Genomic DNA, 7,213 nt, shown 5'->3' with positions numbered 1-7,213 from the left:
AGTTCTACTGTCTCTTTCTTGGACTTGACCCCTGTCGCTTGCATCGCTGCTTCCATCAAATCATCATCGATCGTGATGTTGGTTCTCATGTGATGTGTATCAATAACGCTATTTATACACATCATAACCGCAAAATGCCTGCGTGTCTCTTGTCGATCGCAATTTCACGTTCGTGCAGCGTTGGCTTTGCCGAATCGCCACTAAGATCGCTCAAATTGGATTTAAGATACGGCGAAATCAGTAATTTTACGGCGTTCTAGTGTTTTGAAAGCGAGGACGATTTGCTGGGGCGAGATATCTAGGGCGACGAGTTCGTTAGCGATACCGATTTCGGTACCGTCTTGTTGAATCCAGATTTTATCTTGGATAATGTCAAGATGAATGAGGTTGCCATAAATTCTTTGATTTTTGTGCCAACCAGCTTCGAGAAGTAAGTAGTGATGATTTTTTTCATCGATGACTAATTGCAGTTCGCTTTCAGGGTCGTCTCCTAGAAATTCATAATAATCTCGCAGGACTTTGATGCTAGCTTGTTGGAGCTTTTCGACGTTTATGTTATCCATTTGACGACCTCTTGTTGATTGAAATCAAAAGTAAATAGGCGAATTATCTTTTCTTCGATTAGAACTTGCCCAGCTTCTTCTTCAAATATTGATGCTCTAACATCTTCAGGAACTGCTAAATATAGTTTTCGATCTGGTTCGTGGCGGTTTAAGAGTCGATCGTACAAAATAAATTGACCTAGGGCTTCTTCGAGATCTTTCATTTCGGAAGGACTGCGGAAGCTCTTAATTTCAACGGCGATTTTCTGGATGTCTTTTTCGGCTCCGATGAGTTGTTCGGCTCCTAAATCTATGTACAGGTTCTTTTTGCGGGCAAGTTTGAGACGGTAAGGATCGTGGGTAATCGTCCACCCGTCTTTCTGAAGGGCGATGCGTACTACTTCATGATAATAGTCACGGGCTGGCATGGTTGGAGTTCTCCTCAAAAAGTTTAGATTGCTCTAGGGTGAGAAGTTCTCACTGTCCAAATTTTGGGCTTTTCTAATATTATAAATGGTTGCACCGCTCTACTTATCTATTGTCGATCGAGAGTTAAGATATATTTCAAATTCAGTCTTGTGTAGTTTTAATTGAACTTAATTTTAAAGATAAAAATTTCGACAAACATGACAACCCAGACAACCCCCATAAATTAATTCGTGATTCTTACAATAATGATTTTTTGACTGATTAGGATTATAACCTTCCTGACATACGTTAGTATCTACAACAAACTCTACAATACGATTTTTTAAATCGTTCACTTCAGCCCAACTTAGAGAGCGAGCAAGTAGTATTTGCGAGCTACTTACTACTGAATGGTTAATAGTTAGATGTGTTTCCAGTTTTGTCAAGTGTGGCATTAGTTGGGAAATGACAGCAATGCCTTCTTTTGCAAATCCTTTCTTAATACTGCACCATAAATCAAATTTGATTGGGTCTTCCATTTTTCACCCTTATTCCTGATTTCGCCAATTATATTACCACCAAATCTCCCAGAGATGTCAAAATAATGGTTCAGAGTCACCGCGACACGCACCCGCACCATGCAAACAAGAGCAATAACAGCCCAACCCTCGAAAATCCTCTACACCTTCACCGATGAAGCCCTGGCTTTGGCAACATATTTATTTTTACCGATCGTCGAGACATTTACTAAAGTTCTTGAGATTGGATGGCTGCAACAGCAGTAGCAACGGGCAAGAATAGCGTCAATGGTCGTTCGGGAATTGCCACAAAACCATTAATTTCATAAAAATGTTTTGCTCCATCATCCAAAGCATGAACCAAAATATAAGCCATGCCAACGCTTTTTGCTGCTATGACAATTCGGCAGATTGCATCTTGCAGTAAACTCACGCCTATTTTTTGTCCTTGATACCGTAGATCGACAGCCAGCCGACCGATTAGTGCTGCGGGAATCGGATCTGGCATGTTGCGTTGTCGCGCTTTGGGCATTTCAATTCTGTCAATTGCTGCGCTGCTGAGGCAATAATAACCGACGACAATTTCACCATCGGTAACTACAAATGTTCGCGATACATCGATCGTGTGATTTTTCCACGCTCGTTTACTCAGCCATTCATTGAGCGAATCAACACCACAGTCGAAATCTGTGACTAAATGATTTGCTGTTAAGGGTACAGGTGGTTGCAATGGCGATGGTGTTATGCCCAAGGTGCTTTTACCTGCATCAGTTTTCGTAAGCCCTCTGAAGGCTCTGGTGGTGAATCCAACATTTGGCAAAAATTGGCAAACGTCTCTTCACTAACGGCAATATAAGCTTGATCTAACAACACATGTTCTGCTTCCCGACAAGCTACTTCCAAGACAAAATCAGACCGATTTTTGCCCAGACAACTCGCGGCTCGATCGAGTGTATCTCTTTGCTGACGGTTGAGACGGATATTCATACTACTATCGCGAGGAGATCGAGAGACTGAGGAAGAAGACATAATATCTTTAGCCTTATTTATTCTAATTTTTACATATTGTGGATCGATCGTCTACACGGAAATAGATCGTATATTGGGATCTGTCGATCGACTGCATAAAGTCAAAAATTGACTTTATGCAGTTGATGATTAGGCATCCTCCGTAATCAGACAGTCCAAAGTCTTGGATTTTTGGCTAAAGAGAACATTCTCCCGATAATCAACTGGACAGTCAATTATCGCCGGAACATCTTGAGCTAGAGCCTCTTGAAGCGTGGGAATAAAATCCGCAGTCTCAGCAATCCGGTATCCCTTCAACCCCATACTCTCAGCCAACTTCACAAAATCGGGATTGCCAAATTTAACGAACGAAGACACTCCAAACTGCTGCATTTGCTTCCATTCAATCAGCCCATAGCCCCCGTCGTTAAAAATCAGCGTCACAAAGGGCGTATTCAGGCGCAGCGCAGTTTCTAGCTCCTGCATATTCATCATAAAACCCCCATCTCCCGTAGCGGCAATCACCTTGCGATCGGGACAAACTAATTTAGCCGCGATCGCGCCTGGAATGGCAATTCCCATCGCCGCAAAACCATTAGAAATCAAACAGGTATTCGGTTTGGCGCAATGATAGTGACGGGCGATCCACATTTTATGGGCACCCACATCCGAAATCAGAATATCGTCATCGCCTAAAACCTGTCGCAGATCGTAGATCAGTTTTTGGGGGCGAATCGGAAAGCCTTTATCCTGAGCATATTGCTCGTAATCTGCCCGAATTTCCTCACGGAGCGATAGGGCATGGGGTTCGGGTTTAGATTTAGCATCTGACGACTTTTGACACCGTTGCCGAATCTCCTGAAGCGAGTCGGCGATGTCGCCCACCACCTCAACCTGGGGAATATAACTACTATCGATTTCTGCTGAGACTTCGGCAATATGGACGATCGGAATTTCGCCTGTGGGATTCCATTTCTTGGGCGAGTATTCAATCAGATCGTAGCCTACCGCAATTACCAAGTCGGTGCGATCGAATCCACAGCTAATATAGTCTCGCTGTTGCAAACCCACCGACCATAGAGCGGAGGGATGGGTGTAGGGGATGACCCCCTTGCCCATAAAAGTGTTGACGACGGGTAAATTTAGTTGAGTAGCCAACTCCGTCAGGGCAAGGCTGGCATGGGAACGGATCGCACCGTTACCGACTAATATTAGCGGGTTCTGGGCTTGGGCGATGGCTGCGGCGGCTCGATCGAGACTGGCAAAGGCAGCATAGACTCGACTCGCTCCATTTTTATGCAAGGGTTTTACAGTTGCTGGCATCGCCGCGACATTTTCCGGTACGTCGATATGCACCGCACCAGGCGTTTCCGACTGGGCAACGTGAAAGGCTTTGCGGACGATTTCGGCGGTACTATTGGGCTGGACGATTTGTTTGCTCCACTTGGTAATCGGTGCAAACATCGCCACTAAGTCGAGATACTGATGGGATAAGATGTGCATTCGATCGGTACTCACCTGTCCGGTAATCGCAATCAGTGGTGCCCCATCCAGATTGGCATCAGCTACCCCCGTCATCAGGTTGGTTGCCCCTGGCCCCAATGTAGACAGACAGACCCCCGCCTGTCCGGTTAATCGCCCATATACGTCTGCCATAAAAGCGGCTCCTTGCTCGTGCCGACAGGTCACAAATTGAATCGTAGAACCCTTGAGTGCTTCGAGGATGTGGAGATTTTCTTCGCCTGGAAGTCCAAAAATATACTTCACGCCTTCGTTTTCTAGACATTGCACCAATAATTCTGCCGTATTCATAGGCTCATTTAATCCAGATAGTTTTGATATTGACAAATTCTCGAATGCCAGGTCGTCCGAGTTCCCGACCGTAACCCGATCGCTTAATCCCCCCAAAGGGCAGACGCGGATCGGATTTGACCATACCATTAATAAACACCGAACCCGCTTCTAATTCGCAAATTAAGCGATCGCGTTCTGTAGCATCCTGAGTCCAGGCACTCGCACCCAAGCCAAAGGGACTGTCATTCGCTAGCGCGATCGCGGCATCCAGATCGGGTACTGTAAATAGCAACGCCACGGGGCCAAAAAATTCATCGCGGTAGGTGGCACAAGTGGGGGGAATATTCTTGAGAATAGTAGGTTCATAAAAAAAGCCTGGTAATCCAGACCAAGGTTTACCGCCAATTAAACATTCCGCTCCACCCGCGATCGAATCTCGTACCTGTCGATCGATCTGCTCCAAACCCGCCAAGGTCGCCAAGGGGCCAACATTAGTCGCAGTCTGTAATGGGTCCCCGATCTGGAGCTGGCTAAATGCCGCCACAAACTTGGTGCTAAAATCATCGGCGATCTCATCTAGCACGATGAACCGTTTGGCAGCAATGCAGGATTGCCCATTATTGAGCAGTCGTGCCTTTACCCCGACAGCGACAGCCTCATCCAGATCCGCACTCGTCGTCACGATAAACGGATCGCTACCGCCTAGTTCCAGCACGGTTTTTTTGAGAACTGCTCCGGCTGCTTGGGCTAAACTGGCTCCAGCGGGTTCGCTGCCCGTGAGGGTGGCAGCTTTGACTTGGGGCGATCTGATGACGGATTCGACTCGATCTGCGGAAATTAACAGGGTTTGAAATACCCCTGGCGGAAACCCAGCTTGAAGGAAAATATCTTCGATCGCGATCGCGCACTGGGGCACATTAGAAGCATGTTTGAGCAGAGCCACATTCCCCGCCATCAGGGTGGGCGCGGCGAATCTAAATACCTGCCAAAATGGAAAATTCCACGGCATGACGGCTAAAATCGTGCCGAGCGGTTGATATTCAATCCGAGATTGACTGGCATCAGTGGCAACTATTTCGGGGGCTAAAAACTCTGCCCCATGCTCTGCATAATAGTCACAAACCCAAGCACATTTTTGGATTTCAGCGATCGCCTGTTCGATCGGTTTGCCCATCTCTAGGGTCATGAGTTTCGCCCACTCAAAGGACTGTCGATCGTCCCGCAGGAGGCTAGCCGCCTGATGGAGCCATTGACTCCGCTGCTCCCAGGATGTCTGGCAATAGTCCTGAAACACCCGCCCCGATTCGATAATTTTGGCTTTGAGGACATCATCGGAGAGAGTTGGGAAAATTTTCAGTTGTTGCCCTGTCGTCGGATTGATACTGGCAATACCCATTGGTTTAGTCTATCCCTTAGCTAGAGAGTGCCCTCATTCGATCGTGACAAACTTCGGGGCTGTAACATCAAAACACATGATAAACATGATGAAAATTTACATTGATGCTGCATCTGTCTCAGATAATCGATCGATCGCTGGCTGCTTAGTTATTCAGTCAGTCACTACAACTAATAAATCCAAGGAATCAACTTCTTGACAACAGTAGAATAATTAGCATAGTCTGGAAACTTTTCTGTCAGCCAAACTTCTTCTGTTCTGGACTTAGCATCAAAAAATACGAACAAAACGATCGAACCTACCACATGTACCCAACTCATCCGCCAGCTTGCATAAGCTAAAGCCAGGTAAATTACCCCACCATATAAAGGATGCCTGACAATTCCATAGATACCAGTTTTTACTAATTGCCCATCATCTCTAGGGTGGGGTAATGGCGTGAGGTTTCGACCCAGATCGAAGAGCGATTGACCCAGGAAAACTATTGCTAAAATGCTGAAGATAGCTGCCAAAATCAAACTCAAATACTGCCAAACAGATGTATTTAAATCGATAAAATTAGGTGTATTTGGTGGTGCGAGAGCAAAAATAAGTAGTAAAATGCCTTGATAAATTACCCAGTATTCACCACGATCGCCTCGCCACCAGTCACCAGTAATACCCCAATCTGATAATAGTTTCATGGATTATTTATCATCATTTTAGCCGATTACCTACTTCGAGCGCGGCTACGCCAACGATAGCAGTGTCCCACGCTAAAATGGTTATTATAAGGCAGACCAAAAGCCACCTATCGCAGTACCTCCACCATCTCAAGAGTGGGTTAAAATCAACTCTAACCAAGCCGGAATCAGACGATGACTGACTTGCCAAATATTCTATGCCATTGGTGCAATTATGATGCCAAGCTCATTCTTGCATTGGCACCATGTCGCGGGGGGTCAGGAGAGCAAGGACAATTGCCACCAAAATTAATGCTGGAACATCGCCGAAGAGATGTCCGCGTTCTGCGGAGTCAGTTACTGCCTGTACTGCCATAATTAGCCCGTGGACAGCACTCGACCAGACAGTGAACCAAATTAAGCTCAGGTGCAGTTCTGGTTTGCGAGCAGCCCCCAGCAAAAAGACCCCAAGCGTCGCATAAACACCGACAACCATCTGTTCGGATTTAGAATGCTCTGGCTGCCATCCCCAGCCTGACGGCCAAATTTCGATGAGCGGATAGATAAGCAAAAAGGCAATGCCAACTACAACCAGGGCGATTTGTAAGTACCGATGACGTTCGTTCATTACTCTAACCTCCGCCTATATTTGTAATGTTATTTGCGCTAGTGTCGCAATTTTTCCCCGCACAGTAGCTCGGATTATCGCTAGCAACTCACCCGACTAACTGCCTGCTGCTGACACCATCAGTCGTGCGTCCGCTCATTTCACTGGGATACACCCGATAGATGGCAACTACTTCGGCTCGTCCCCAAGAATCGATCCAAGTCCGATTGAGAGCGGGTGAAAGTGTGGGATTAATCTCTTTGATGAGTTGCCAAATC

At 46.2% G+C, this 7,213-nt stretch carries 10 protein-coding genes and 2 pseudogenes; 1 reads left to right on the top strand and 11 read right to left on the bottom strand.

Features of this window, described 5'->3' with window-relative positions:
- The 4 genes from RMO35_RS25340 to RMO35_RS12625 all read right to left on the bottom strand — a co-directional run.
- The coding region (locus RMO35_RS25340) for a type II toxin-antitoxin system VapB family antitoxin (protein WP_396135665.1) at positions 1 to 89 on the bottom strand (89 nt) is incomplete at its 3' end.
- 132 nt (positions 90 to 221) lie between these two features.
- Positions 222 to 563 carry a XisI protein gene (locus RMO35_RS12635; protein WP_309741634.1) on the bottom strand — a complete coding sequence of 114 codons (342 nt, stop codon included), beginning with the start codon at positions 561 to 563 and terminating at the stop codon, positions 222 to 224.
- Complete coding sequence (locus RMO35_RS12630; protein WP_309741633.1) at positions 551 to 970, bottom strand: element excision factor XisH family protein; 420 nt, start codon at positions 968 to 970, stop codon at positions 551 to 553. Before RMO35_RS12630 ends, RMO35_RS12635 begins: the two co-directional genes overlap by 13 nt.
- Positions 971 to 1,144: 174 nt before the next feature.
- Complete coding sequence (locus tag RMO35_RS12625) at positions 1,145 to 1,489, bottom strand: hypothetical protein (protein ID WP_309741632.1); 345 nt, start codon at positions 1,487 to 1,489, stop codon at positions 1,145 to 1,147.
- A gap of 99 nt (positions 1,490 to 1,588) precedes the next feature.
- On the opposite strand from RMO35_RS12625, the pseudogene RMO35_RS12620 reads away from it, so the two are divergent.
- Positions 1,589 to 1,714: pseudogene (locus RMO35_RS12620) on the top strand (NADP-dependent isocitrate dehydrogenase); the annotation flags it as partial.
- Here RMO35_RS12620 and RMO35_RS12615 read toward each other — a convergent pair.
- The 7 genes and pseudogenes from RMO35_RS12615 to RMO35_RS25335 all read right to left on the bottom strand — a co-directional run.
- The gene (locus RMO35_RS12615) at positions 1,698 to 2,219 is read right to left on the bottom strand and encodes a GNAT family N-acetyltransferase (RefSeq protein ID WP_309741629.1); all 522 of its coding nucleotides are present in this window, start codon (positions 2,217 to 2,219) and stop codon (positions 1,698 to 1,700) included. The pseudogene RMO35_RS12620 and the gene RMO35_RS12615 overlap by 17 nt on opposite strands.
- The gene (locus RMO35_RS12610) at positions 2,210 to 2,497 is read right to left on the bottom strand and encodes a DUF1778 domain-containing protein (RefSeq protein WP_309741628.1); all 288 of its coding nucleotides are present in this window, start codon (positions 2,495 to 2,497) and stop codon (positions 2,210 to 2,212) included. The genes RMO35_RS12615 and RMO35_RS12610 overlap by 10 nt, the downstream gene beginning before the upstream one ends.
- Before the next feature lie 129 nt (positions 2,498 to 2,626).
- Positions 2,627 to 4,288, bottom strand: coding sequence for an acetolactate synthase large subunit (locus RMO35_RS12605; protein ID WP_309741627.1), 1,662 nt, complete (start codon positions 4,286 to 4,288; stop codon positions 2,627 to 2,629).
- Between the two features lie 4 nt (positions 4,289 to 4,292).
- Positions 4,293 to 5,666 (bottom strand): NAD-dependent succinate-semialdehyde dehydrogenase, encoded by a 1,374-nt coding sequence (locus RMO35_RS12600; protein WP_309741626.1) that lies wholly within the window; start codon positions 5,664 to 5,666, stop codon positions 4,293 to 4,295.
- Between the two features lie 170 nt (positions 5,667 to 5,836).
- Entirely contained in the window at positions 5,837 to 6,349 is a 513-nt protein-coding gene (locus RMO35_RS12595; RefSeq protein WP_309741624.1) for an isoprenylcysteine carboxylmethyltransferase family protein, read from the bottom strand.
- 226 nt (positions 6,350 to 6,575) lie between these two features.
- Complete coding sequence (locus RMO35_RS12590; RefSeq protein WP_309741622.1) at positions 6,576 to 6,956, bottom strand: DUF6632 domain-containing protein; 381 nt, start codon at positions 6,954 to 6,956, stop codon at positions 6,576 to 6,578.
- Between the two features lie 88 nt (positions 6,957 to 7,044).
- Positions 7,045 to 7,213: pseudogene (locus tag RMO35_RS25335) on the bottom strand (pyridoxamine 5'-phosphate oxidase family protein); the annotation flags it as partial.

It is taken from the genome of Chamaesiphon sp. OTE_20_metabat_361 (assembly GCF_031364565.1).
This window is presented reverse-complemented; position numbering and strand designations above follow the sequence as displayed.

Coding starts and splice junctions, on each gene's coding strand:
- RMO35_RS12600 (WP_309741626.1), bottom strand. CDS start 5,666: ATGGGTATTGCCAGTATCAATCCGACGACAGGGCAACAACTGAAAATT.
- RMO35_RS12635 (WP_309741634.1), bottom strand. CDS start 563: ATGGATAACATAAACGTCGAAAAGCTCCAACAAGCTAGCATCAAAGTC.
- RMO35_RS12610 (WP_309741628.1), bottom strand. CDS start 2,497: ATGTCTTCTTCCTCAGTCTCTCGATCTCCTCGCGATAGTAGTATGAAT.
- RMO35_RS12605 (WP_309741627.1), bottom strand. CDS start 4,288: ATGAATACGGCAGAATTATTGGTGCAATGTCTAGAAAACGAAGGCGTG.
- RMO35_RS12595 (WP_309741624.1), bottom strand. CDS start 6,349: ATGAAACTATTATCAGATTGGGGTATTACTGGTGACTGGTGGCGAGGC.
- RMO35_RS12625 (WP_309741632.1), bottom strand. CDS start 1,489: ATGGAAGACCCAATCAAATTTGATTTATGGTGCAGTATTAAGAAAGGA.
- RMO35_RS12590 (WP_309741622.1), bottom strand. CDS start 6,956: ATGAACGAACGTCATCGGTACTTACAAATCGCCCTGGTTGTAGTTGGC.
- RMO35_RS12630 (WP_309741633.1), bottom strand. CDS start 970: ATGCCAGCCCGTGACTATTATCATGAAGTAGTACGCATCGCCCTTCAG.